Raw genomic sequence first — 23,428 nt, forward strand, 5'->3', positions numbered from 1 at the left:
CCAGTCTAAACAACCCGCGGACGCATGGGCAGGCCCGCCTAGTGCAGATGCCGAGTCTGGTCCCGCCGCCATCACGGCCGGCGACAGTGCGCGCTCCGTTCGAGAGTGCTTGGCGGAGCGGGCACTCTCGACCGGAACGGACACACTGAAGCAACGGATGCCGCGAGGGCGTGGGAGCAATCGACTAGGCCCGGATGGCCGAGGAGATCATCTCCGGCCCGCGCCGTTCGAACGCGAGCGAACCCTGCCAGACCCCGCCCACGAGCGTGATCAGACCGATGCCGACGCCGAGAACGAGCGCCGGGATGTTCCAGACCGGGTCGACGAACACGCCCAGGAGAGCACAGGCGAGCGCCGGAAGTGACAACAGGATCGACCCGGCGAAGGTGAACGACTGGATCAGCGCGGCCGCGGTGTCCGACGCCTGTGGCTGGACGAACGGGCTGTCTCCCGGCTTGGTCGCAGGGTAGGGGAAGCGTGCCGACGAATAGCTGGAGAGTCCCAGCCCGGTCAGCAGGATGCTGGTGCTCACCCCGAGGATGGACGGCATGACCGCCCAGTCCCCGTAGACCGACACGCTGAGCGCCGATCCCGCCGCGATCATCGGGATCCCCACGAAGAGGGCGGGAACCAGGCGACCCATCCGATCCTCGAATCCGCGGGTGCCGGAGGCCACATGCAGCCAAACCGCGGTGTGGTCCAGGGCGACGTCGTTGTGCAGGGTCCAGCCCAGGAAAACGCTCATCAACGGCACCGGCAGCAGCGCGAGGTAGGAGATCGGCACCCCCGCGAAGGACAGCGGCAGGATGACGATCAGGGGGATGACCGGGATGATGATCACGGACATCCAGTAGCGGGAGTCGCGGCGCCAGTACGTGAGGCTGCGGGCTGCAATCGCACCCATCGGGGTGTGTGGCATGCTGTCGAACCACCCGAGCCCGCCGTAGTGGCGGGCCGGAGCCTCACGGCCGGGCGTGACGAGCATCCGGGCCACCAGACCCTGCCAGGCGAGCCACAGCAGGTACGTCGTCGTCCCGGCCATCAGCAGCTTGAGCACTGCCGCACCCCAGAGCCCGGTTGAGGCGTCCCCTGGTACGGCCCAGGCCGCGCCGAGGGGCGTCCAGCCGAGGATGCCCGCCAACCCGCCGATCAGGTCGAGGCCGTAGCGACCCCAGTCGAAGTTGAGCGCTAGAAGCACGATGGGGGCGGTCATGACCAGAAGCAGCACCCCGACGATTCCGGTGAACTCCCGGGAACGACGCGTCGCCAGCAGGAACGCCGCCAGCGATGTGCTCACCCGTGACGCGAGCATGCAGGTGGCCAGCAGCAGGGCTGCGGAGACGAGGGCGAGCAACGTTTCGAAGACGCCCCGGGACCAGGTCACGACTGTGCCGAGCAGCACGACCCCGAGCACGAACGCAGGCACCCCCACCAGCGAGGACAGCGCGAGGCCGAGCGACAGCCGCCGGGTCGGGATGCCCATGGTCGCGAATTTGCGCGGGTCCATGGTGTCATCGATCCCGAAGACGAGCGGGAACAGCAGGAAGCCGAGCACGACGAGCGACCCTGCGACGATCAGGCCGTCGCGAAGGGCCACTGGATCGCCCGTGAAGCGGAGCCCCACGAGCACCACGAAGAGGCCGACGGCCAGCGCGAGGCCGTAGAGCAGGCCGATCACGATACCGACGACCTGCCAGGGACTGCGCCGGAACAGATTGGCGAGCAGGCGGACCTTCAGTCCGAGAAACTGTGCAACCACTCCATGCCCTCCGCCACCTTGCGTCCGCCGGCCAGCTCGATGAACCGTTCCTCGAGCGTCTTCTCACCACGGACCTCATCGATGGTGCCGGATGCCAGCACCGCGCCCTGCACGATGATGGCGACATGGTCGCAGACACGCTGGATCAGGTCCATGCCGTGGCTCGACAGCACGACCGTTCCGCCGCTGGCGACGTATTTCTGCAGGATCTCGGTGACATTGACGGCGGAGACCGGGTCGACCGACTCGAACGGCTCGTCGAGCACAAGCAGGCGCGGCGAATGGATCATCGCGCAGGCGAGTGCGATCTTCTTCGTCATGCCGGCCGAGTAGTCGGCAACGAGGCGGTTGAGTGCGTCTTCGAGGCCGAAGGCGGTCGCCAGGTCGGCTGCGCGTTGCCGCACGGTGACGTCGTCGAGGCCTCGGAGCACACCCGAGTAGTAGAGCAGCTGGGCACCGGTCAGGCGGTCGAACAGGCGCAGGCGATCAGGAAGCACGCCGATGATGCGCTTGGCGGCGATCGGGCTCCCCCAGACATCGATGCCGTTCACCGTGACGCTGCCCGCATCCGGCCGAAGAAGCCCGGTGACCATGGAGAGCGTCGTCGTCTTACCGGCGCCGTTGGGCCCGACGATCCCGAAGAACGACCCGGCGCGCACCTCGAGGTCGATGCCCGACACCGCCACGGTCTGCCCGAAGCTCTTCTGCAGACCGGTGACCGAGAGCACCACCGGAGAGTCGGGATCGATCGCGGCCGGCGCGATCACCGGGGCGCGCTTGCGCGGGACGCGCTTGAAACCGGGCCGCTTCGTGGCGGCAGACACGGCGGGAGGTAGCAGTTCCGTTTCGGCGGCTGCCGACAGCTGACCCGATGCGGCTGCGCCGAGCTCCAGCACGGACGTCTCTTCCTCGGAAGATTCCGCAACGGATGTCTCCGCCATGGCCGGCTCGGCAGACTCGACCGCCGCCGGGAAGTGCTCCGGCGGAACCTGCGTGGCAGGGTCAGACGCAATTTCGTCAGCCTCAGATTGCTCAGCCTCAGATTGCTCAGCCTCAGTTTGCTCAGCCTCAGTTTGCTCAGACTCGGGTTCCGCAGCCTTGGATTCGGCATGCTCAGGCTCCGGACGCTCCGGTTCGACACGCTCAGGTTCGACAAGCACCGGGTCGACAAGCACCGGGTCTGGTTCGGACACGTTCGCAGCAGCCGCAGCCGCAGCCGCCAGAGTCGCCGCCCGAGTCGCTGCAGCCCGCGCTGCGCTGGCCTTCGCCGCGCTGGACCGGGCCGCACCGGTCTTCTCGACGGATTCAGACTTGGCCGCCGCCGTGCGTGCCGCCGTGGCCCGGGCGGATGTGGTGCGGGCGGATGTTGTGGTGGCTGTCGTGCGGGCCGCGGGCGGGCGAGCAGTGCCGCCCTTCGGGGCCCCGTTCCTCGGCAGGGTGCCCGCGGGGTCAGCCTCCGGGGGTGCAGCCGGCTTCCTCGGGGCCGTTCTCGTCACGGGCTTTTTCGGAGCGGCCCTGGGCGCGGGATTCTTTGGAACGGGCTCGCCGGGGGCACCCGGATCCGACTCCGCAGCCGCTGTCGCGCGGGCAGCGCTCGGACGAACAGCGGCCACACGGGGGGTAGCCGTCGTGCGCGGCGGCGGCTTTGGAACGGGAGCCTTAGGCACCGGCGTCGCGCGCACAACAGCCGGCATCGTGGCCTGTGTTTCAGCAGAATCTGTCGCGGAAGAGCCTGCCCTCTGATCGTCGGGCTCGGATGTCGGGGGCGCTGAAGTCACCTCGCTAACCTACCAAGGACCGTCTGACATCGCAGGTTTCGGGGGCCACTGGCAAACAGAGTCAGTCGCTGCCCGGCCACACGCACCCGGGTCACGAATTCAACACGGAAAGAAGCCTGCCCTTCCCCCCAACAGAGGGCATAAGGTACTCTGAAAGCGGCATAACGATGTGTCTATACGTGAACTTACAAGTGAACCCTAGGCAAACTCGTTCCTAATATGAGGGAGTCTCGGTCACTCGAATTCTTTTTGAGGAGACAATCGTGACCACCCAGGTAGTCATTTTGGCAGCAGGCATGGGAAGCCGACTCGGTCGTTCGCTTCCGAAGCCGCTCACTGAGCTCAACGATGGTCGAACGATCATGCAGCAGCAGTTCGACAACATTGATCACGCCTTCGGAAAGAAGGCCAAGGTGACCATCGTCGTCGGATACAAGCTCGAGCACATCATCGAAGCGTTCCCGCAGGCATCCTTCGTCTACAACGAAGAGTATGACCAGACGAACACCTCGAAGAGCCTGATGCGCGCTCTCCAGGCGTCCACCACCGGCGGTGTGCTCTGGATGAACGGTGACGTCGTCTTCGACCCGGCCATTCTCGACCGCGCCGCCGCGATGGTGGCTCGCGACCAGTCGTTCGTCACCGTCAACACCTCCAAGGTGTCCGATGAGGAGGTCAAGTACACGACCAGCGCCGAGGGCTACATCAAGGAACTCTCCAAGACCGTCAAGGGCGGACTGGGCGAGGCCGTCGGCATCAACTACATTTCCAGCGCGTACAAGGCCGTCCTGCTCCACCATCTGACGAAGGTCGCCGACCAGGACTATTTCGAGCGCGGCATCGAGCTCGCGATCGAGAAGAACAACCTGCTGGTCGAGCCTCTCGACATCTCCGATTTCTACGCGGTCGAGGTCGACTTCGCCGAGGATCTCGAACGGGCGAACCTCTTCGTTTAGCGGTGCCGTTCGCGTAGGGCGCGCGTCGCGCCCCTACGATAGAGCGCGTGAGTAGTTATGCGGAGGTGCGCCCGGAGCAGCGCACGTCTTTCGCCAGGTACCGTCATTCCCTCTGGTTGCTCACACAGCGGGACCTACGGGTGCGCTACTCTACCTCGCTGCTCGGCTATTTCTGGTCGATTCTCGACCCGCTGGTCATGGCCGGGATCTACTGGTTCGTCTTCACCCAAGTCTTCCAGCGCACGGTCGGCAACGAGCCGTACATCGTCTTCCTGCTGTCGGCGCTGCTGCCGTGGATGTGGTTCAACGGCACCGTGTCCGACTGCACCCGCGCGTTCCTGCGCGAGGCGAAGCTGATCCGGTCCACCCGCATTCCCCGTACGATTTGGGTGAACCGGCTCGTCTTGTCCAAGGGCATCGAGTTCGTGGCCTCCATCCCGGTGCTCTTGCTGTTCGCGATAATCGCCGGCGCCGAACTGAGCGCGGGGGTGGCGCTCTTCCCCCTCGCCATCCTGATCCAGACGATCTTGACCGCGGGGATCGGGCTGATCGTGGCTCCCCTCGTAGTCTTCTTTCGTGACCTCGAGCGTGCCGTGAAACTTATCCTCCGGTTCCTCTTCTACGCATCCCCGATCATCTACGGCACGGCAGACCTGCCCACGGAACTGCAGTTCTGGGCCGGCTTCAACCCGCTCAGCGGCCTGTTCAGCCTGTACCGGGCCGCATTCTTCCCCGAGCAGCTCGACTGGACTCTCGTGCTGATCAGCGCGCTGATGTCGGTCCTCTTCCTCGCCGTCGGCCTGATTGTCTTCACGCGCACCGAGCGCGCTGTTCTGAAGGAGATCTAGTGTCGGCACCGGTGATCACCCTGAAGGGTGTCGGCATCCGTTTCCGCCGCAATCGACGCGGCCGGCGCTCGTTCAAGGACCTTTTCGCCGCCCGGCGACGGCGCATCCGACCCAACGAGTTCTGGGCGCTGCGGAACGTGTCGTTCACAGTGCAGCGCGGCGAGGCGATCGGCGTGGTCGGTCGCAACGGTCAGGGCAAGTCGACCCTGTTGAAGCTGGTCACGGGCGTCGTGCTGCCCGATGAGGGCACCGTGCGCGTGACCGAGGGCGTGGCCCCGCTGATCGAGATCACGGGTGGCTTCGTGGACGACCTCACGGTACGCGAGAACGTCTACCTGACAGCGGGCCTGCACGGTATGACGAAGAGGCAGATCGCCGAGCGTTTCGACGAGATCATCGCCTTCGCCGAGATCGCCGACTTCGTCGACACTCCCTACAAGCACCTGTCCAGTGGCATGAAGGTGCGGATCGCGTTCGCCGTGATTTCCCGGCTCGAGGAGCCCATCCTCCTCGTGGACGAGGTGCTCGCGGTCGGCGACAAGGCGTTTCGGGAGAAGTGCTACCGGCGGATCGAGGAGCTCCTGGCCGGCGGGCGCACACTGTTCTTCGTGTCCCACAATGAGCGGGACCTGAAGCGGTTCTGCACCAGGGGCCTCTACCTTGACAAGGGTGCGCTGGTTCTGGATGCCCCCATCGCCGAAGTGCTGGCGCTCTACAACTCGCAGTACGGGATCAAGCCGGCCTGACGGGCCGAAGCGATCACGGCATCCGGTCGGGCCGGCCGTCCCGGGAGGGCGGCAGGTGAGCGGAATTGAAACCGGTTATCAGGTCACCTGGCTCCAGGCCGAGCACCGTCGCGAGCCGGATCAGGGTGTGGAAGGTGGGGTTGCCGAGGCCCCGGTCGATGCGCGCGTAGTTGGACACGTTCAGGCCGGCCAGGTGGGCGACGGCTTCCTGATTGAGGGCCAGCTGGCGCCGCCGGCGACGCAGGCGGACACCGAGGATTCGGGATGCTTCTGACTTCGGCTCAGGCATGCTCTGTGTATAGGCGCGCACCGTCCATTCCGCCAGTGGCACCCAGCCGGGACACGTAAACTCAACGGGACACTGAGGGAGGGCACTCTGATGGCCAGAAAAGCAAAGCCGATCATCTCCGAGACGGGCGGCCTGCCGCGGGGCGGTCAACTCCCCACCGGGATCGTCACGGGCTTCGACCGCGTGATGGCGATCCATCGGCCTGCGGTGCTCGCTCACATCCGCTCCGTGCGGCACCGTTCTCCGCAGGCCTCGCCCGTGGAGGTCATCCAGATCTTGGAACGCCGCTATCTCGCCGCCGTCACCACCGGCGGTGCCGCGGTCGGCGCGACGGCGGTCATTCCCGGGGTCGGCACCGGTATCACGCTGGCCCTCTCCGGTGTGGAGACGGCCGGGTTCCTCGAAGCCACCGCACTGTTCACGCAGTCGGTCAGCGAGGTGCACGGCATCGCGGTCGAGGACCCAGAGCGGGCGCGCGCGCTCGTGATGACGATGATGCTCGGTCGTGAAGGCTCGGACCTGGTGCGCCAGCTGGCCGGCCAGGTCTCCGGCTCCGGCGTGCCGCGCACCGCCTACTGGGGCGAACTCGTCACCACCAGCATTCCCCGGGCGATCATGGGACCGCTGACCGATCGGTTGAAGAGCAGCTTCATCCGGCAGTTCGTCGCCAAGGGCGGCGCCAGCTTCATCGGAAAGGCCCTGCCGTTCGGCGTCGGCGCCATCATCGGCGGTGCCGGCAACCACATCCTGGGCACGCGGGTCGTGCGGTCCTCCCGGCTCGCGTTCGGCCCGCCCCCGATCGGTTTCCGCGAGGAGCTGAACCCGCAGGTACGAATCGTCAATCAGCAAACGCGCGCCCGCCGCATCCCCGGGATCACCCGCCTGTCCCTGACCGGACTGCCCGGTCGGCTGTCACCTCGGCGACGGATGCCCGACGCACCTGAGCCGGCGCCGCCGACACCGCCCCGTGCCGGCTAGGGCTTCTCGACGTCGGTGATCTCGTCCGCCGGAGCGTCGATGGCCGGCTCGACCACCTCGAGACTCACGGCCTGCGGGTGGGAGGCGTCGAAACGTTCCCACTCGTGCATCAGGTGCGCCACGGCCGCATGGAATCGGTTCGTGGCGACCCCGGGGCCGGTGTCGCCGAAGTAGCGCTCGACCCAGACGTTGAGCCGGTCCTGAGCCTCGCTGTCATGGCTGAGGTCGTCGAGTACCGTGAGGATGCTCCCGGCCCGTTCGACGTGCAGCCACTCGCAGTCGGAGAGGTAACCGCTCGAGTCGATCTGGGATTCCGGGTCGACAGGACGGGTCACCATCAGAGCCTTGCCCGAGGCCAGTCGGTCGTAGACCATTGCCGAGATGTCGACGATCGCGACATCCGCCGCCGACAGCTGCCAGCCCAGGCCGGGGCTCGCATCGTAGATGTGGCGGGCCGACGCATCCCGCGCATTCGCCGTCGCGATGGCCGCGATGATGGCCTTGTTCGCGGCGCCGTATTCGCTGCTCACCACTCCGCTGCGCGGGTGGGGACGGTAGATCACCCGGTGCCGGCCCGAGGCGAGCAACGCCGTCACGAGGGCGACGCCGTGGGACGCGATCGAGCCGTATGCGGCAGCCGGCCGGTCACCTTCCCAGGTCGGAGCATAGAGGACGACCTGGCGCCCGTCCCGGGCGAACGGCGTCGCGCCCGAATAATAGTCGGCCTGGGGGCGCCCGATCGCGATGGCGCGCTTGTCGAAGTCGTAGTCCCAGAGCACCTTGTCGAGGCGGGCGATCGCGGCGTCTCCGGCGACGAAGGCGTAGTCGTAGGCCTTGATCTGGTTCGTGACCATGTACATCTTGTCGCTCTCACCGTGGTTGATGAAAACGTGCCAGCGGCGCCCGTAGCGCATCATCTGGAAGTTGCGGGTGTTCTGGTTCACATAGAACACGATTCGGATGTCCTGCTCCGCCAGCACCCGTTCGAGGTCGACGACCCGACGGACGTAGGCCACCGGGATCGGGGACTCGTCGATCAGCGGCAGGGCACCTGCCCCGCTGCGGCTCAGCACCAGGACGGGCCAGGTCTCGGCGAGCTTCGCCAGCGGCTTGTACCACTGCCGCATCTGGTACAGGTTGACGTCGCCGTCAGCGAAGTAGACCGCGATCTTGAAGTGGTTCCGAGGCAGCGGCTCCCGCTTGGACAGCCGCCCGTTCAGCAGCCGCTGTGCCTTGCGCGACGCCGTGACGTCCCTGACCAGCTTGAGCCCAAGCCTCACGTCTCGTTGAATACCCACCCGTCAAGAGTACCGACCATGCAACTTACCCGAGCGCCCCTGACCCCCGAAGGGGATCTTGACGACGGAATCGTTAGACGATGGGTGGTCGGCCAGCCAGCGTCATCCGCCACACCGTGCGTGCCTTGAGCGGGCGCCGCTCCCCCGGGTCGGTGGTCCAGCCCTCGCGGAAACCCGCGAGCCAAGCGCGGAGGGCGCTCGGATTGCGGGCCCAGCGCAGTATCTGGATCAGGAGCCAGGACCCGGCGTAGACGGGCACCAGCGGCGCCGGGAGGTTGCGGCGGGCCAGCCAGACCCTGTTGCGCGCATTCAGGCGGTAGTAGTCGGCGTGCCGGGTCGGCGCGATCACGGGGTGATTGGCTTGCAGGTCACCCGCATACCAGGCGCGCAGGCCCAGGTCCCAAACCCGCCAGGCCAGCTCGATGCCCTCATGGGCATAGAAGAACGGCTCGGCCCAGCCTCCGGTGGCGTCGAAGGCGGCCCGGGGCAGCAGCACGGCGCCCTCCCAGACCGAGAAGACGTTGCTGGAGTGAGTGGCCTCGCCTTTACGGATGCGCGGAATCCACCGCCGGGGAGACGCGATCCCGGCCGGGTCGACCACGCGGGGCTGCAGGAGGCCGATGGTCGGGTCCGCCCGCAGCACGCCGACGGCATCCCGCAGAAAATGCGGGTCCGGGATGCTGGCGTCGTCGTCGAGGAAGAAGAGGAACTCGCCCGCGACGCGGGAGACCCCGCGGTTGCGGCCGGCCGGAATGCCCAGGTTCTCGGGCAGTCCGAGGGTCTTCACCGCCGCGGGAAGGTCGGATGGCTGCCAGCCGTTGCCCACGCAGACGATGTCCAGGCGCACGTCCTTCTGGACCATCAGGCTCCGGATGCCGCGAGCCAGGTCGTCGGGACGGGTGCCCTGGGTGAGCAGCACGACCCCCACGGTCGGCAGGGCGAGGCCGTGCGGTGCCGCGTCAGGACCGGACACGTTTGGACGCCATGATAGCCACGAAGTGGCCCACCAGTGAGAGGAATGCCAGTGGCACGAGCAGGGCCAGCACGAAGCGGTCGACCGTCGGCTCGCCGAGAAAACTGCCGACGACCGCCGCGACGAAGATCAGCATCGTCAGCTCGACCGAGTGGTACAGCCGGTGGAACGGCAGGAACCGGGCCAGGCTGCGGGCCCGGGCGATCAGGCTCGACGTCGGTGTCTGCTCGTGCTTGCGATCGGCGAGCTTGGTCATGCCCGCGTTCGCACGGGCCACGTGCACCATGTCATTGAGTGCCTTGTTGAGCACGATGATCAGGGCGAGCAGGAGTGCGAGTGTGGTCCAGAGGAAGTCGGCCGGGGCCTCGAACGGGTAGTAGGCGCATCGTATGCCGAACGCGATCGGGATGAGAGCCTCGGTCGTGTAGTGCCCGACCTTGTCGAGGAACACCCCGGCCGGGGAGGACTGCCGGCGCCAGCGGGCGACCTCACCGTCGGAGCAGTCGACCAGCATCTGCAGCTGCCCGAGCAGGAGCGCGAGCAGGGCGCCCCAGACGCCGGGAATGAGCAGCGCGGCCGCCGTGGACCAACCGACCAGGATCATCAGCCCGGTGACGCCGTTCGCCGAGATGCGGGTCTTCAGCAGCATCCAGGTCAGGTACGGGGAGATGTCGCGCAGGTAGAGGGACGCCGTCCAGTGCTCGGCGTTCGCCCGCAGCCGCACTTCCGGCGGCTGCGCCACCCGGCGCAACTCGGCGATTGAGGAGGGTCGAGTCGCCGCGGGATTCGCTGACGTCATTGGTGCCTTCCGGTATGGGCCGTGATGTTGGTGGTGAACTTCAGATAGCCGAGCAGGAAGCCGATCCCCCAGCAGAAGTGGATGCAGGGCAAGACTACGAGAAACCACAGCCCGGCACGAAACCCGTCCGGACGCGTCACCAGGGCCGTGGCCAGGGCGACGAGGAGTAGGTAAGCGGCGGGAATCAAGAATCCGAGCAGCAGCCACGGGGTCGCTGCGGTGAACAGCTGCACCAGACCGGCCAGTCCGGCCAGGGTTCCGCCCAGGACACCCAGGACCATGACGGGCGGGGCGAAGTAACGGATGCCGTTGTCCTCGGGATACCGGCGGGCGAGTTCCCCGCGCCAGAGTCCGGTGGACACCATCTGCCGGGCCAGCCGGGCCAGGCTCGGCCGGGGCCGGTAGACGACCCGGAGCCGGGGAGTGAACCAGACGGTGCCGCCCTGGTCGCGCAGGCGGCGGTTGAGTTCCCAGTCCTGGCCTCGCTTGATGCCCTCGTCGAAGAGGCCCACGCGCACGATGCTGTCCAGACGGAAGCAGCCCAGGTAGACGGTTTCCGCGGGGCCTTCCGGGCCGCCGATGTGCAGGGGCGTTCCGCCGAGGCCGATCTTCGTGCCGTAGGCGCGGGCCACGGCCTTCTGAAACGGGCTTGCCCCCTGGGCGTCCATGACGCCGCCGACATTGTCGGCGCCGGTGCGCTCGAGGGTCTCCACGGCGATGCGGGCATAGTCCGGGGGCAGCACCGAGTGGGCGTCGACGCGGATGACGAACGGGTACTGCGACGCTCGGATAGCGGCGTTGAGGCCTGCCGGAGTGGAACCGATCTCGTTCGCGACGATGCGGATGCGCGGATCGACCGCGGCCATCTCCTCGACCAGTTCGGTCGTGCCGTCGATGCTCGGGCCGAGCGCCAGGGTGACTTCGAAGGGCCCCATATAGTCCTGGCGGAGCAGGCTGGTCACGGCGGCACGCACATGTGTCACGTCATTCAGCACCGGCATCACGTAGGAAACCCCGAGCAGGGACTTCTCTCCGGAAGAGGGATCCTGGCTGGTCATAGTTCCATTCTTCTGGACGGGAGCTAGAGCCTATCAGCCGCGTCTTTCGGGCCCGCACCGGCGAGGCGAACGACAGCTGCGCCGCCGGTGGATCACCGGCGGCGCAGCTGTCATGCCCTGGAAGGAGCGGGTTGTCAGCTCGAGAGCTCGCCGACCGTGACGGACACCGTGACGGACTTGCCGTCGCGCACATAGGTGAGGTCGGCCGTGTCGCCGGCGGCGAGAGCACGAACCTGGGCGGTCAGGTCGTTGGCGTCGGTGATGGGCAGGTCGTTGAGGTTGGTGACGATGTCTCCTTTTCGGAGTCCGGCCTTTTCGGCCGCGCCGCCCGGTGATACCTCGCTGATCAGGGCGCCGACGGTGGTGCTCTCGGGGCTGCCGGCCGCACTGGTGACGCTGGCACCGAGCAGACCGTGGCTGGCCGTGCCGGTGGCGATCAGTTCGTCGGAGACGCGCTTGGCCAGGTTCGACGGGATGGAGAAGCCAACACCGATGCTGCCGGCCGCCGCCGAGTCGCCACCGGCGCTGGCGATGGCGACGTTGATACCGATCAGCTCACCCTTGGCGTTGAGCAGGGCTCCGCCTGAGTTGCCGGGGTTGATCGCGGCATCCGTCTGGATGACCGAGAGCGAGATGCTGCCGGTGGACGGAGCCTGCGCGGGGCCGCCGTTCTGGTCGGGAAGGTCGAAGAAGAACGGGCTCTGGTCCTCGTCGGGCGCGGCGTTGTCGGGTGTCGACGGGGCGGCCGAGGAGGCGATGGAGATGCTGCGGTTGAGTGCGCTGACAATGCCGTCGGTGACGCTGCTCGACAAACCGAGAGGTGCGCCGATCGCGATGGCACTGTCGCCGACGTTGAGCTTGCCGGAATCGGCCCACTTGATCGGCGTCAGGCCGCTCACGCCCTCGAGCTTGATCACGGCAAGGTCGGAGATCGGGTCGGTACCGACGATGGTGGCGGAGTAGAGCTTGCCGTCGCTGGCGGTGACCTGAATGCGGGCGTCGGCGGCGGCGCCGTCGAGGGTGACGACGTGCGTGTTCGTGAGGACGTAGCCGTCTTCGCTGAGGATGACGCCGGAACCGGTTCCACCGGAGCTGCCGTCGGACGCGTCAATGGTGACCACGCTGGGGGTGGCCTTGGCGGCGACCGCCGTGATCTGGCTGACGCTGTCGGTGTTGTTGACCACGACCGTGCTGGGGCCTTCGGCCTGGCTGGCCGGCACGCCGCTGGTCTGGTTGGTGAGCACGAACGCCGTGACACCGGCACCGGATGCTCCGCCGACGAGGGCGCCGATGGCGAGCGCCGCGATCAGGGCGATATTTCCCGAGCGCCGGGGCTGCTTGGTCGGGCCGCCGGGCCGGCCGGGGGCGTACCCGTTCTGCTGGGCGTAGGACGGCGACTGGGTGTTCGGAGCGTAAGGATTGGGGGTGGCGCCGCCCTCGACCGGGCGGCCGAAAGCATCCGTCGCGGAGGCGAGAGTGGGCTGGGCCGCGCTGGGCTGGGTCGGCGCCTGCTGCTCGGAGGCGTTGACGGTGTCGGGGATGACCTCGGTCGACTGCTCGTCACCGGAGGTGGTCGGAGAGGAACCGGCCGCCGCGGGCTGCGCCGGGGCCGACGCCTCGCCGGCCGCATTCACCTGGAATGGTACTGCGTCGTCGGGATCGGGAGTGGTGCCGGATACCTGCGGGTTGTCGGTCATGATGTGCTCCTTCCAAGCAATCCCACCTTGACTCCTGAACCTGAACGAATGATATGTGCAGGCTGGGAGCATTCAATGACGACGCCGTGACTTGTTCGGGCCGGGTTCGATCCTCTCGGTCAGCAGCCCGGCCCAGCCGGATGCGCTGTACACTCCCGGTTGACGAGCACCGTCTGGGCGTCTCCCACGATCACGCCGAGCGGGCTGGCCGAAATTGCCAACGTACCCTCGACCGGGCGCCAGGCAAGGCCCGCGAAGCGGTACACGGCTGAGTACACCACCGCGACGACCACGGCGTAGCTCCCCGGCCTGGCGAACGTGTGGCTGGTGGCGGTGCGTGAAAATTCCGGCAGACCCAGTGCCGCCCAGGTGGCGCCGCCAGAATCGGTGATCGCCTGGGCCCCGTCGCCGTAGGTCCAGCGGTAGCCGACCGGGGTGAAACGAACCTCAGCCGGATACCCGAGCAGCGCACCGGTGCGGCTGTGCACGGATGCCGACGCGATGAAGTTGGCAGGCAATCCGGCGACGCTCCAGCCGCCCGGTTCCATCGTCTGGGACGGCGCCGCAGGCTGGAAGTTGACCAGGTCACTGACCCGGACCACGAGGTTCGGATCGCACGGCGAGCCCGGTATGCAGTTCACGGTGAAGTCGTCGCGCACGAACGCCAGCGGATCGACGACGGGTGCCGCACCCGGCCCGCTTCCTTCGTCGCCGCCTGACTCTCCCGCGCCGGATCCCGCTCCGCCACCGGCCCCGTTACCGGCCCCGTTACCGGAACCCTGTCCCCCGCCGGTCTCGTACCCCGCAGAAAGATCCACTCCGCCGTTGTTGATCGCCCCGTTCGCCTCCGGGCAGCTGTCGGTCGCCTGCAGGAATTTCCCGCATGTCGATGCCGCAAAGCTCGGGTCTGCAGCCAACGCGACTGGGCCAACCAAAACCGCAATCGTCGCGATGAGACCCCAAAGTCGTCGGCTGATCAACAAAAGCTCTCGCCTCGCCAAACCGATCGGAATTCGAGAATCAGCTGAAGGCCACCGTCCATTTGGAATTGCACTTCGAAGGGCGTGATGGTCTCGCGCGAGGCTGAAACCAAGGAATTCCCAATCGAATCAACCACTTCGAGCCCGCTCACATCTTCGCAAACGTAGAGCGAGATAATCGTCTCCTCGGGTCTGAGAAATTTCGCCGACTGCATGCTGTGAACCATGAAGGTTGTCACTCCAACACTGCGAGCGTTTGCTTCAACGAAGCCTTGAAAGCCCTCTAATTCCGACGTGAGAACTTCTGCAGAGACCAACGGCTCCATTCGTTCCGCGCCCACCCCACCGGCGGCGGAAATCTCATCACTCGTCCGGAGATAGGCCGCATAGGCCTCTGTGGCCGCAGCGAGAGCCTCCTCGTCGGAGGCGAAGACGGGGCCATCCGTCGGCACCGACGTCTCGGATGCCCGGGGCGTCGGTTCGGGTGTGCAACCGGTCAGCGCGAGCATGCCGAGCAGCAGCATCGAGCCCAGTACGAGGAGGTCGCGCTTCACGGTCCGCATCCGGCCAACCTAGGGCATCCGGCCCGGCCGCGCTCGAACTTTCCACATGTCGTAGTTTGGAGGAATGCAGGTGACACCATGACGATCGCGGGGGCCTGGCGACGCACGGCTCGCGGGGCCGGTCTGCTCGCTGCCGACGGCACCGTCGCGGCGAGCATTTTCGCCGAGATGAGTGCCCTTGCCCTGCGCACCGGCGCCATCAACCTGGGTCAGGGATTCCCCGACGAGGACGGCCCCGCCGAGGTGCTCGAAGCTGCCCGACAGGCAATCTCCGACGGCGTGAACCAGTACCCGCCGGGGCGCGGATTGCCCGTACTGCGGGAGGCCATCGCCCGTCACCAGTTCCGCTTCTACGGCCTGACCGTCGATCCCGACACGGAGGTCCTGGTGACGGCCGGCGCCACCGAGGCGCTGGCGGCGACCATTCTCGCGCTGCTCGAACCAGGCGACGAGGTCGTCACACTCGAGCCGTTCTACGATGCGTACGGCGGCCTGATCGCGTTGGGTGGGGGCATCCATCGCACGGTGCGCCTACGGGCACCCGATTTCCAGCCGGACCCCGACGACCTGCGCGCGGCGATCACCGACCGCACCCGGCTGATCATCGTGAACAATCCGCACAACCCCACGGGGACCGTGCTTCCGCGTGAGACCCTGGACCTCATCGTGTCCCTCGCGCACCGCCACGATGCGCTCATCGTGACCGATGAGGTCTACGAGCACCTCACCTTCGGTGTTCCCCATGTGCCGGTCGCGACGATTCTCGGGGCAAGCGATCGCACGATCACGATCTCCTCCGGCGGCAAGACGTTCAACACCACCGGCTGGAAGATCGGCTGGCTCACCGCCCCGGCCAGCCTGGTTACCGCCATCCTCGCCGTGAAGCAGTTCCTCACCTATGTGAACGGTGCGCCGTTCCAGCCGGCGATCGCGCGGGGCCTCGACCTGCCCGACAGCTTCTACACCGGCATCGCCGCCGACCTCCTGGCCAAGCGCGACGTGCTCGAGAGCGGGCTGACCTCGGCTGGATTCACGGTCAGCCGACCCCAGGGGTCGTATTTCATCGTGGCGGATGCCGCTCCGCTCGGCCACCCGGACGGCGCCGAATTCTGCCGGGTGCTGCCCGATCTCGCCGGGGTGGTGGCGGTTCCGATCGGTGCGTTCTGCTCCGCCGCGAACCGACCCGAGTACGCCTCACTGGTGCGGTTCGCCTACTGCAAGAGGGTGGACGTGCTCGAGCGCGCCGCCGCACAGCTGGCCGGAATCACCGCCCGGTAGCCGCCGCACGGCAACCCCCGCACCCTGCCCCCGGGGAATCCGTGCCGGCCAGCAATGCCCTCCGGGGTCACGTGCCGGCAACTGTTGTGGCTAACTCCTGTCATCTGCCGACCTGGGCTTCCGTCACCGCGAGATTGCGCGGGTCGGGTGCGAACGCGTCGCAAATTTCAGGAGTTAGCCACACATCCGCGCCGGGAAGGGGGCCTACCCGGCCTAGTGTGCCAGGGCCGGGTAGTCCGTGTAGCCCTCGGCGCCGGCACCGTAGAAGGTGAGCGGGTCGGGAGCGTTCAACGGCAGGTCCTTGAGCCAGCGAGCCACCAGGTCGGGGTTGGCGATCACGGCACGGCCGACGACGACCGCGTCTGCCAGGTCGTCGGCGATGATGGCCATCGCTTCGTCCCGGCTGGTGATTTCACCGAAACCACTGTTGACCAGGAGCGGTCCACCGAAGCGGGTGCGCAGCTGCTGCACCAGTTCACCGGCCGGCTCGCGATGCAGGATGCTCAGGTAGGCCAGGCCCAGCGGGGCGAGCGCGTCGGCCAGTGCGCCGTACGTGGCCAGGAGGTCGGCGGCATCAGTTTCGAGGGCATCCTGGATGTTGTGCTCCGGGGAGACCCGGATGCCGACGCGACCGGCTCCGATCGCGTCGGCCACCGCGGTGACGACCTCCACGACGAAACGCGCCCGGTTCTGCGGGGAGCCGCCGTAGATGTCGTCGCGCTGGTTGGAGGCCGGCGAGAGGAACTCGTGCAGGAGGTAGCCGTTGGCGGAGTGGATCTCGACGCCGTCGAGCCCGGCGGCGATGGCGTTGCGGGAGGCCTGCACGAAGTCCGCGATCACGCCGGGGAGCTCATCCGGCGTGAGGGCGTGCGGCACCGGGTAGGCGGCCTTTCCCTCGTAGGTGCGGGTCTCGCCCGCAATGGCGATGGCACTCGGGGCGACGACTTCGCGGCCGCCGTTGGTGCCCTCATGGGTGACGCGGCCGGCATGCATGATCTGGGCGACCAGGCGCCCTCCGGCGGAGTGCACTGCATCGGCGACATTGGTCCAGCCCGCGATCTGCTCGGGTGTGATCAGACCCGGCTGGCCGGGAAAGCCCTGGCCGGCGTGGCTCGGGTAGGTGCCCTCGGTCACGATCAGGCCGAGGGATGCTCGCTGCTTGTAGTGCTCGACGACAAGCGGACCGGGAACACCCTCGACTCCGGACCGCACACGGGTCAGCGGTGCCATGACGAGCCGGTTGGGCAGTTCCAGATCACCGAGGGACAACGGGGAGAAAAGATTCACGAATAGCTCTTTCTGTGGGTCTGGTTGTCGTCAGGCGGCGCGTGCGTTGCCTGGGACATGGGAAGCAGGTTCCCCCTTTCGGCAACGGCCCTGCACTCCCGCATATTCCGCTCCGCAGAGACGGTGCGGCAATCCACAGCGGCCCAGGCAACGAACCAGTGTCATGAGCATCACCGCCGAGACCAGGTCGACGACGTCGCCACGGGGTGTCAGCGCCCCGGCTGCACCGATTCGGGAGGCTCCGGACCGCACGGGATACTGCCCGTTTCCCCTCTCGTCCGATCACCGCGCCTTCGGTCTGACCACGAGTTCCATGCGCCTGAGCCGGGCGACGGTCTCGGTGCGGCACGGCCGCCGCACCGGGAGCGACACCGCGACCATCCTTCTCCACGGGGCCGCGGGCTCCTGGACGACCTGGACGCCGCTGCTGGCCGCGGCCGACGCCTCCGGCCTGGAACTCACCGACCTGATCATCCCCGACCTGCCCGGCTGGGGCGACTCGGCGCTTCCGAAGGAGGGTCCCTCCCGCTCGATCGAGGCGACCGCGGCGATAGTGGCCGAGATCGCCCGTGCTCTCGGCTACCGCTCCTGGATAGTGATCGGCCACTCCCTCGGCGGCTTCGTGGCCCTCGAACTCGCCGCGAGCGAGGCACGGTCGACCGCGTTCGTCGGACTCGTCTCGGCCACGACCTTCTCGGTGATCGACACCGTGCGGCACCCGGTCGCCCGGTTCGCCACGCTGCCGGGATATGGCGCCATACTGCCGGTGTTGCGGGCTCTCGCCTGGGCCGGGCGCGCCGGCGACGGCCTGATCGGCCTGCTCCATCGCACCACGCTGCTGCGCGCGCTGGCAGCGCCGCTGTTCCGGCGCCCGGAACTGCTGCACGCGAGCGTCACCGACTACCTCCGGGCCGAACTGCGCCCGCAGGCGTTCGCCGTGGCATCCGACCTGGCCGGCGCCTACGCCGCCGAATACTGGTCCCGGATCGAGTGCCCCGTGCGGGCCACCCAGGGCGACGCCGACATTTTCGTGGCAGCGACGGATGCGGCCAGGCTCCGCGCGGTCATCCGCGACTTCGCCCTGGTGACAGTGCCGGACACCGGGCACTTCGCGCACGTGGAGAAGCCGTATGAGACGCTCCGGCTCGTGTTGCCGAACGGATGCCTGTCCGACCCAGGAGTGTTCCCGCAGTGAGCGGTCCGGGAGTCCGGGCCGCTCGCGCTGCGTGGCCGATTCCCTTGTCAAGCGGGTTCATTACGACCAAACTGAGGATCAGTCCTGAGAAATGGTCACCCCCGTGTGGCCGGTCTGGCACGGCCTCCACTGATTGAGAGCGGCTCCCCATGGGTTCGTTGACGTATGACAGGGTCACGGTCGAGTTCGACGACCGGATATTGGCGCACCTTCAGATCGTGATCGTCCAGAAGCTCCGCCGGGGCGAGAGCTTCCTGCTGTCGTGGCGCAATGCCGCCGAAGCCGGAAACGGACGCAGTTCCGCCTGGCTGCACCCGGCCATCCCGTTGTATTTCAAGTTCTCCGGCGGCCAGCCGCCGAGCATCAACCCCCTCTGGCTCGCCCAGCTCACCCGTTCCGCGAACAGCTCCCAGGGTTTGGTTGCCACCGGCGAGGAGCGGGCGATGTCCGAGCCCGAACATCCGGAACGCACCGACCGCAGTCACCGCCCCGATCAGAAGTTCACGGTGCGCGCGGCGCCCGCCTCGCAGGACACCATCGCCACCGAACTCTGAGCCGCCCCTACTCCGGCAACCCGCAGGCCGCAGGCCTCTGCCCGCAGGCCGCAGCCCGCAGGCCTCTGCCCGTGGGCGGGCCCGGATCAGCGCGGAACGACCGCGAAACGGCGCAGGACCAGCGCGGGGTTGCGGGCGCGCACGGCACTGAGGCGCTCCGGCAGAACCCAGGCGACCGCGACATCCGTTGTCTCGCCGATCGTGACCAGCTCCACCCCCATCGGGTCGACCACCATGCTGTTGCCGACACCCACCGGCGGGGCGTGGCCGGCCGCCGCTAGGTAGACCGTGTTTTCCAGGGCCCGAGCGGTCAACAGCGTGCGCCAGTGCTGTTCCTTGAGCGGTCCCCGCACCCACTCGGCCGGCACCAGGACCAGTTCGGCCCCGGCGTCGACCAGGCGGCGGGTCATCTCCGGGAAACGGATGTCGTAGCAGGTCTGCAATCCCACCCGCAGCCCCTCCACATCGAAGGTCTCGGGTTCCTCCACGGCCCCGGCCCGCACCCAGTCCGACTCGCGCTCACCAAAGGCGTCGTAGAGGTGAAGCTTGCGGTACTTCGCGACGAGTGATCCGGCCGGATCCACCGCGACGAGAGTATTGGAGAACCGGTTCGGGTCGTCCGTGGACTCCAGCATGCCGGCCACGACGTACACGCCGAGGTCTGCGGCGAGCGCGGCCAGGGCCCGCACGAAGGGGCCGTCCAGAGGTTCGGCCGCGGCGACGAACGACGGTCCCATCACCGGTTCGAAGAAGGCCGAGTACTCGGGGAAGACGATCAGCCGGGCCCCGCGGGCGACGGCCGTCTCGGCGAGGGCATGCATGGCGGCAAGGTTTACGGCAGGCTCGCGGCCGGGCGCGAACTGGGCCACCGCAACACCCAGGGCTGCCGCGGGGCCGGCAGCAGGGCCGGGGCCGCGAGTCTCGAGGGGATCGATCATGGCGTCAGCCTAGATCAGTGAGTCCGTATGGACGTGGTCGCAGCTGGATCGTGGAATGGGAATCCGCGGCACTGGAGCAACTCGCGCTCGAACGAATTCGACGGAGATTTTGGCCAAAACGGACCGGAACCAGCCGAAAACCGGCCCCGAGCCCAAAATCTCCGTCGAATTGGTTCAACAGTGGGCACGGTGCTCGTCCGAAGGTGGAACGGGCGGGGCCTCGCCATCCGTTCACGGCGAACGGCACCGATCCCGGGTTCTAGGGTTCAGCGAGGTGGCCTAACGTATATGCGTGCCTTCCCCGCCGCTGCTCTCCCGCCTGGTCCGTCCCGACACGCTGACCCTTCCCCTGCTCCGAACCGGAGGGCTGGCTGCGCTGCTCGGGCTGCTCGGGTTCCTCGTCTCGATCGCCGGATCGTGGCGGCCCTCGTATTGGGGCGACGAGGCGGCCAGCGTCATGTCGGCGGAACGTTCCCTGCCGGGGCTGTTCCGGTTGCTGGACAACGTCGACGCGGTGCACGGCGCTTACTACCTGCTGCTGCACGTCTGGATCGATCTCTTCGGCTCGTCGGAGCTGGCGACCCGCGGGCTGAGCGCCCTGTTCGTCGGCGCCGCGACGGCCGGAACCTTCGTACTGGCCCGCACCCTGTTCACCGCCCGGGTCGACGTGCTCGCAGCCCTGGTTTTCGCGCTGCTCCCCCGGGTCACCTATATGGGCTCTGAAGCCCGTTCGGCCGCCGTCGCCACGGCCGTCGTGGTCTGGCTGACGGTTCTGCTGGTGCACCTGGTGCGGAGCCGCCCCGTGGATGCCGGCACCCGGTTCGCGCTCTGGGCGGGCTACGCCGGCCTCCTGGCCCTTGGAATCTATTTCTTCCTGTATGTGCTGCTGCTGGTCCCCGTGCTGGCGCTCGCGGCGCTGCTGCTGACCCCGCGGGAGGGTGACGTGAGGGTGAGTATGCGCGCCTGGGCCATCGCCACCGGCGCCGCGCTCGCCCTGGCTGCCCCCGTGATAACGGCCAGCCTGGACCAGCGCGATCAGATCGCCTTCATCGGTCGGCGCCCGCCGATCCCCGTGCTCACGGCCGCTGTGCACCAGTGGTTCAGCAATGCTCCCCTGGCCGTTCTGGCGTGGGGACTGATCCTGCTCGCGGTCGTGATGGTCTTCTTCGTCGGCGGACGGAGGGCCGCACCGGCGAACACCAAGGCCGCACTGGGGGTCATGCTGGCCTGGATGATCGTGCCGAGCGCAGCCTTACTGATCGGCACGCACCTGGTCACGCCGATGTACTCACTGCGGTACCTGTCGATCTGCACGCCGGCCGTCGCGATCGCCATCGCCGTGGGAATCGCCTGCCTCCGGCCGCGATGGCCACAGGTTGCGGCCCTGGGCCTCATCACGGCTCTGATGCTGCCCACCTACCTCGAACAGCGCAGCGAGTTCGGCAAGAACTACGGCAGTGACCTGCGCCAAGCGGCCGAGGTGGTGCGGAACGGCGCGCAGTCGGGGGACGCCGTTGTCTTCGACGAGAGCGTGCGGCCCTCCCGCAAGCCCCGCCTGGCCCTGCGGCTGTACCCGGACGCGTTCGCGGGCCTTCAGGATGTCACCCTCGCGGTGCCGTTCGACACCACCAACGATTTATGGGATGTGGTCCTGCCGCTGGAACAGGTGACCGACCGGCTCACCGAGACTGACCGGGTGTGGGTTCTGCAGAACCAGGGCAGCGGTGAGAATAGCCGGGGCGACAACATCCGCACCTTGCAGCAACTCGGGTTCACGGTCACCGAATCGACAATGCTGAACCGCACTCAGATCATCGAAATGACAAGGTAGTTCCATGGACCGGACACTGATCATCATCCCGACCTACAACGAACGCGATAACATCGCGGCGATCGTTGCCCGGGTGCGAGCGAGCGTGCCTGCGGCCGACATCCTGGTCGTGGACGATTCCTCCCCAGACGGCACGGGGTTGCTGGCCGACACGCTGGCCACCACCGATTCTCAGGTGCACGCCCTGCACCGCTCCCGGAAGAGCGGCCTCGGCGCCGCCTACCTCGAGGCCTTCGCCTGGGGGCTCTCCCGCGGCTACGACCGTTTGGTGCAGCTCGACGCGGACGGATCGCATCTGCCGGAGCAACTGCCGAGCCTGCTCGAGGCAGCCGAGGGCGCGGATGTGGTACTGGGCTCCCGCTGGGTCCCTGAGGGTAGTGTGCGCAACTGGCCGTGGCACCGGCGTCTGCTGTCGCGCGGCGGATCGGTCTACTCGCGTGTGCTGCTGCGGCTGCCTCAGCGGGACGTGACCGGCGGTTACCGCGTCTACACGGCGCACGCCCTCGAACGGATGGACCTCTCCAGCGTCGAGAGCCTGGGCTACTGCTTTCAGATCGACATGCTGCTGCACGCCGTCCGGGCCGGGCTCAGCGTGGTCGAGAAGCCGATCACGTTCGTGGAGCGCACCCTCGGCTCCTCGAAAATGAGTGGTGCGATCGTGGCCGAGGCGATGGCCCGGGTCACGATCTGGGGGCTCACCGGCAAAAACGCTCGCCGCACTGCTACGCCGGCACCGACATCCGTGCCGCGAGTTCACTGACCGTTTCTCAGCGCCCGCACACGGGGCGTGACTTCTGGTCACACTGACTATAAGATGGGTCCATTCAGTTAAAGTCACAATGACTTTTACCTAGTGGATGGCGGTGGATGACGGTGGAAGCGCGAATGAACACCCAGCTCGAGGCGGCCCTCGCCGTGTCGACGGTCATCTTCGCCCTGCGGCCGGATCCTGAAGCCGGGCTTTCCACCCTGTGGCTGCCGCTCGTGCGCCGCACCCGGGAGCCCTACCTCGGCCAGTGGGCGCTGCCTGGCGGCGGACTGCCGGCCGACGAGGAGCTGGCCGGAGCGGCCGCGCGCGCGCTGCGCGAGACCACGGGCCTGACCCCCAAGTACCTCGAGCAGCTCTACACGTTCGGGGATCCGGCGCGCTCCCCTGGCGGCCGGGTCGTCTCGGTCGTCTACTGGGCACTGGTCGAATCCGGTGAGGCGGCGCTGGCGGTCGAGGATGAGAACGTGCGGTGGTTCCCGGCCGACCACCTGCCGCCGCTCGCCTTCGACCACAACCGCATCGTCGAATACGCCCTCTGGCGCCTGCGCACCAAGGTGGAGTACTCCCGCATCGCGCACGCGTTCCTGGGCGAGATCTTCACGCTGGCGCAGCTGCGCGCGGTGCACGAGGCCGTGCTGCAGAAAGCCCTCGACCCGGCGAACTTCCGCCGCACGATCGAATCGTCGGGCACCGTGGTCGACACGGGCCAGCGCGTGGCCGGTGTGCCGCATCGGCCACCCCGCCTCTACCGCTACAACGATTCCGTCCACGCCACCGCTCCGGGGGCGCTCGAGCCGGCCATCGGCTGAGCATGACCCTCCCTCCCAGCACGTCCGCGCTGACCACCGCTTGTC

General features: G+C 67.6%; 22 protein-coding genes. 10 read left to right on the plus strand and 12 right to left on the minus strand.

The genetic code is table 11. The features are described 5' to 3' along the window. Positions 1–184: 184 nt before the first annotated feature. Together E3T28_RS14915 and E3T28_RS17085 are read right to left on the minus strand one after the other, a co-directional pair. The gene (locus E3T28_RS14915; protein ID WP_241979375.1) at positions 185–1,759 is read right to left on the minus strand and encodes a PAM68 family protein; all 1,575 of its coding nucleotides are present in this window, start codon (positions 1,757–1,759) and stop codon (positions 185–187) included. Continuing rightward, entirely contained in the window at positions 1,735–3,255 is a 1,521-nt protein-coding gene (locus E3T28_RS17085; protein WP_241979376.1) for an ABC transporter ATP-binding protein, read from the minus strand. Before E3T28_RS17085 ends, E3T28_RS14915 begins: the two co-directional genes overlap by 25 nt. A gap of 545 nt (positions 3,256–3,800) precedes the next feature. On the opposite strand from E3T28_RS17085, the gene E3T28_RS14925 reads away from it, so the two are divergent. The 3 genes from E3T28_RS14925 to E3T28_RS14935 are packed head-to-tail and all read left to right on the plus strand — an operon-like array spanning position 3,801 to position 6,087. Beyond that, positions 3,801–4,493 (plus strand): phosphocholine cytidylyltransferase family protein, encoded by a 693-nt coding sequence (locus tag E3T28_RS14925; RefSeq protein ID WP_134369621.1) that lies wholly within the window; start codon positions 3,801–3,803, stop codon positions 4,491–4,493. Positions 4,494–4,540: 47 nt separating this feature from the next. Further along, a complete protein-coding gene (locus E3T28_RS14930) occupies positions 4,541–5,341 on the plus strand; it encodes an ABC transporter permease (protein WP_241979377.1) in 801 nt (266 codons plus the stop codon). After that, positions 5,341–6,087 (plus strand): ABC transporter ATP-binding protein, encoded by a 747-nt coding sequence (locus E3T28_RS14935; protein WP_134432761.1) that lies wholly within the window; start codon positions 5,341–5,343, stop codon positions 6,085–6,087. The genes E3T28_RS14930 and E3T28_RS14935 overlap by 1 nt, the downstream gene beginning before the upstream one ends. Before the next feature lie 13 nt (positions 6,088–6,100). Here E3T28_RS14935 and E3T28_RS16990 read toward each other — a convergent pair whose 3' ends face one another. Further along, positions 6,101–6,376, minus strand: a complete 276-nt coding sequence (locus E3T28_RS16990; RefSeq protein WP_166787053.1) for a helix-turn-helix domain-containing protein — start codon at positions 6,374–6,376, stop codon at positions 6,101–6,103. Between the two features lie 90 nt (positions 6,377–6,466). On the opposite strand from E3T28_RS16990, the gene E3T28_RS14945 reads away from it, so the two are divergent. Beyond that, positions 6,467–7,354, plus strand: a complete 888-nt coding sequence (locus E3T28_RS14945; protein ID WP_241979378.1) for a hypothetical protein — start codon at positions 6,467–6,469, stop codon at positions 7,352–7,354. Here E3T28_RS14945 and E3T28_RS14950 read toward each other — a convergent pair. From E3T28_RS14950 to E3T28_RS14980, 7 genes are all read right to left on the minus strand, one after another. Beyond that, positions 7,351–8,652, minus strand: coding sequence for a hypothetical protein (locus E3T28_RS14950; protein WP_134432765.1), 1,302 nt, complete (start codon positions 8,650–8,652; stop codon positions 7,351–7,353). The two genes, E3T28_RS14945 and E3T28_RS14950, sit on opposite strands and share 4 nt — an antisense overlap. A gap of 73 nt (positions 8,653–8,725) precedes the next feature. Continuing rightward, positions 8,726–9,625: a glycosyltransferase family 2 protein gene (locus tag E3T28_RS14955; protein WP_241979379.1), complete on the minus strand. Its 900-nt coding sequence runs from the start codon at positions 9,623–9,625 to the stop codon at positions 8,726–8,728. Further along, entirely contained in the window at positions 9,612–10,424 is an 813-nt protein-coding gene (locus E3T28_RS14960) for a CDP-alcohol phosphatidyltransferase family protein (RefSeq protein ID WP_134432767.1), read from the minus strand. Before E3T28_RS14960 ends, E3T28_RS14955 begins: the two co-directional genes overlap by 14 nt. Beyond that, positions 10,421–11,482 (minus strand): glycosyltransferase family 2 protein, encoded by a 1,062-nt coding sequence (locus E3T28_RS14965; protein WP_241979380.1) that lies wholly within the window; start codon positions 11,480–11,482, stop codon positions 10,421–10,423. Before E3T28_RS14965 ends, E3T28_RS14960 begins: the two co-directional genes overlap by 4 nt. Before the next feature lie 134 nt (positions 11,483–11,616). After that, positions 11,617–13,179, minus strand: a complete 1,563-nt coding sequence (locus E3T28_RS14970) for a S1C family serine protease (protein WP_134432769.1) — start codon at positions 13,177–13,179, stop codon at positions 11,617–11,619. Between the two features lie 119 nt (positions 13,180–13,298). Continuing rightward, positions 13,299–13,997 carry a hypothetical protein gene (locus tag E3T28_RS14975; protein WP_134432771.1) on the minus strand — a complete coding sequence of 233 codons (699 nt, stop codon included), beginning with the start codon at positions 13,995–13,997 and terminating at the stop codon, positions 13,299–13,301. 158 nt (positions 13,998–14,155) lie between these two features. Continuing rightward, positions 14,156–14,713: a hypothetical protein gene (locus tag E3T28_RS14980; protein WP_134432773.1), complete on the minus strand. Its 558-nt coding sequence runs from the start codon at positions 14,711–14,713 to the stop codon at positions 14,156–14,158. 87 nt (positions 14,714–14,800) lie between these two features. On the opposite strand from E3T28_RS14980, the gene E3T28_RS14985 reads away from it, so the two are divergent. Next, positions 14,801–16,000, plus strand: coding sequence for an aminotransferase class I/II-fold pyridoxal phosphate-dependent enzyme (locus E3T28_RS14985; RefSeq protein WP_134432775.1), 1,200 nt, complete (start codon positions 14,801–14,803; stop codon positions 15,998–16,000). A gap of 213 nt (positions 16,001–16,213) precedes the next feature. On the opposite strand, the gene E3T28_RS14990 is transcribed toward E3T28_RS14985, so the two are convergent. After that, the gene (locus tag E3T28_RS14990) at positions 16,214–17,287 is read right to left on the minus strand and encodes an alkene reductase (protein ID WP_134432777.1); all 1,074 of its coding nucleotides are present in this window, start codon (positions 17,285–17,287) and stop codon (positions 16,214–16,216) included. Positions 17,288–17,450: 163 nt separating this feature from the next. Between E3T28_RS14990 and E3T28_RS14995 the strand changes: the two genes are divergently transcribed. Together E3T28_RS14995 and E3T28_RS15000 are read left to right on the plus strand one after the other, a co-directional pair. Beyond that, the gene (locus E3T28_RS14995; RefSeq protein WP_166787054.1) at positions 17,451–18,482 is read left to right on the plus strand and encodes an alpha/beta fold hydrolase; all 1,032 of its coding nucleotides are present in this window, start codon (positions 17,451–17,453) and stop codon (positions 18,480–18,482) included. Between the two features lie 149 nt (positions 18,483–18,631). Beyond that, on the plus strand, positions 18,632–19,036 hold the full coding sequence (locus E3T28_RS15000; RefSeq protein WP_241979381.1) for a DUF7882 family protein: 405 nt from the start codon (positions 18,632–18,634) through the stop codon (positions 19,034–19,036). 86 nt (positions 19,037–19,122) lie between these two features. Here the strand turns inward: E3T28_RS15000 and E3T28_RS15005 are convergent, their stop codons facing one another. Then, a complete protein-coding gene (locus E3T28_RS15005) occupies positions 19,123–19,974 on the minus strand; it encodes a carbon-nitrogen hydrolase family protein (protein ID WP_134432781.1) in 852 nt (283 codons plus the stop codon). A gap of 292 nt (positions 19,975–20,266) precedes the next feature. Between E3T28_RS15005 and E3T28_RS15010 the strand changes: the two genes are divergently transcribed. The 3 genes from E3T28_RS15010 (at position 20,267) to E3T28_RS15020 (ending at position 23,383) form a co-directional block, all read left to right on the plus strand. Continuing rightward, a complete protein-coding gene (locus tag E3T28_RS15010) occupies positions 20,267–21,805 on the plus strand; it encodes a glycosyltransferase family 39 protein (protein WP_134432783.1) in 1,539 nt (512 codons plus the stop codon). Positions 21,806–21,809: 4 nt separating this feature from the next. Then, positions 21,810–22,565 carry a polyprenol monophosphomannose synthase gene (locus tag E3T28_RS15015; RefSeq protein WP_134432785.1) on the plus strand — a complete coding sequence of 252 codons (756 nt, stop codon included), beginning with the start codon at positions 21,810–21,812 and terminating at the stop codon, positions 22,563–22,565. 125 nt (positions 22,566–22,690) lie between these two features. After that, entirely contained in the window at positions 22,691–23,383 is a 693-nt protein-coding gene (locus E3T28_RS15020; RefSeq protein WP_134432787.1) for an NUDIX hydrolase, read from the plus strand. The last annotated feature ends 45 nt before the right edge of the window (positions 23,384–23,428 follow it).

The sequence above is a fragment of the Cryobacterium sinapicolor genome (genome assembly GCF_004403465.1).
GTDB classification, from domain to species: domain Bacteria; phylum Actinomycetota; class Actinomycetes; order Actinomycetales; family Microbacteriaceae; genus Cryobacterium; species Cryobacterium sinapicolor.

Bases quoted from the DNA above. Each gene is read 5' to 3' on its own strand.
- E3T28_RS14970 (WP_134432769.1), bottom strand. From the start codon at position 13,179: ATGACCGACAACCCGCAGGTATCCGGCACCACTCCCGATCCCGACGAC.
- E3T28_RS15005 (WP_134432781.1), bottom strand. From the start codon at position 19,974: ATGATCGATCCCCTCGAGACTCGCGGCCCCGGCCCTGCTGCCGGCCCC.
- E3T28_RS14960 (WP_134432767.1), bottom strand. From the start codon at position 10,424: ATGACGTCAGCGAATCCCGCGGCGACTCGACCCTCCTCAATCGCCGAG.
- E3T28_RS15020 (WP_134432787.1), top strand. From the start codon at position 22,691: ATGAACACCCAGCTCGAGGCGGCCCTCGCCGTGTCGACGGTCATCTTC.
- E3T28_RS14985 (WP_134432775.1), top strand. From the start codon at position 14,801: ATGACGATCGCGGGGGCCTGGCGACGCACGGCTCGCGGGGCCGGTCTG.
- E3T28_RS15000 (WP_241979381.1), top strand. From the start codon at position 18,632: ATGGGTTCGTTGACGTATGACAGGGTCACGGTCGAGTTCGACGACCGG.
- E3T28_RS14995 (WP_166787054.1), top strand. From the start codon at position 17,451: ATGAGCATCACCGCCGAGACCAGGTCGACGACGTCGCCACGGGGTGTC.
- E3T28_RS14965 (WP_241979380.1), bottom strand. From the start codon at position 11,482: ATGACCAGCCAGGATCCCTCTTCCGGAGAGAAGTCCCTGCTCGGGGTT.
- E3T28_RS14945 (WP_241979378.1), top strand. From the start codon at position 6,467: ATGGCCAGAAAAGCAAAGCCGATCATCTCCGAGACGGGCGGCCTGCCG.
- E3T28_RS15015 (WP_134432785.1), top strand. From the start codon at position 21,810: ATGGACCGGACACTGATCATCATCCCGACCTACAACGAACGCGATAAC.
- E3T28_RS16990 (WP_166787053.1), bottom strand. From the start codon at position 6,376: ATGCCTGAGCCGAAGTCAGAAGCATCCCGAATCCTCGGTGTCCGCCTG.